Raw genomic sequence first — 1,068 nt, forward strand, 5'->3', positions numbered from 1 at the left:
TGAGCTGGTGGTGGCCGCAGAGACCAGCGAGAAGCGACTGTTTACTAAAAACACAGGTCCGTGCGAAGCCGTAAGGCGAGGTATACGGACTGACGCCTGCCCGGTGCTGGAACGTTAAGGGGACCGGTTAATCAGGATTCGTCCTGGTGAAGCTGAGAACTTAAGCGCCAGTAAACGGCGGTGGTAACTATAACCATCCTAAGGTAGCGAAATTCCTTGTCGGGTAAGTTCCGACCTGCACGAATGGCGTAACGACTTCTCGGCTGTCTCAACCATAGGCCCGGTGAAATTGCACTACGAGTAAAGATGCTCGTTTCGCGCAGCAGGACGGAAAGACCCCGGGACCTTTACTACAGCTTGATATTGGTGTTCGGTTCGGCTTGTGTAGGATAGGTGGGAGACTGTGATCAGGGCACGCCAGTGTTCTGTGAGTCGTTGTTGAAATACCACTCTGGTCGTGCTGGATGTCTAACCCGGGTCCGTGATCCGGATCGGGGACAGTGTCTGGTGGGTAGTTTAACTGGGGCGGTTGCCTCCCAAAGGGTAACGGAGGCGCCCAAAGGTTCCCTCAGCCTGGTTGGTCATCAGGTGGTGAGTGTAAGTGCACAAGGGAGCTTGACTGTGAGACTGACGGGTCGAGCAGGGACGAAAGTCGGGACTAGTGATCCGGCGGTGGCTTGTGGAAGCGCCGTCGCTCAACGGATAAAAGGTACCCCGGGGATAACAGGCTGATCTTCCCCAAGAGTCCATATCGACGGGATGGTTTGGCACCTCGATGTCGGCTCGTCGCATCCTGGGGCTGGAGTCGGTCCCAAGGGTTGGGCTGTTCGCCCATTAAAGCGGTACGCGAGCTGGGTTTAGAACGTCGTGAGACAGTTCGGTCCCTATCCGCTGCGCGCGTAGGAGTCTTGAGAAGGGCTGTCCCTAGTACGAGAGGACCGGGACGGACGGACCTCTGGTGTGCCAGTTGTTCTGCCAAGGGCATGGCTGGTTGGCTACGTTCGGGAGGGATAACCGCTGAAAGCATCTAAGCGGGAAGCCTGCTTCGAGATGAGGACTCCCACCCCC

1 rRNA gene is annotated in these 1,068 nt (G+C 57.0%); it reads left to right on the forward strand.

The window, feature by feature from the left end:
* Nucleotides 1-1,068 (forward strand): 23S ribosomal RNA (locus ABEE00_RS35695); the annotation flags it as partial.

The sequence above is a fragment of the Streptomyces odontomachicola genome (assembly GCF_039605595.1).
Classification (GTDB): domain Bacteria; phylum Actinomycetota; class Actinomycetes; order Streptomycetales; family Streptomycetaceae; genus Streptomyces.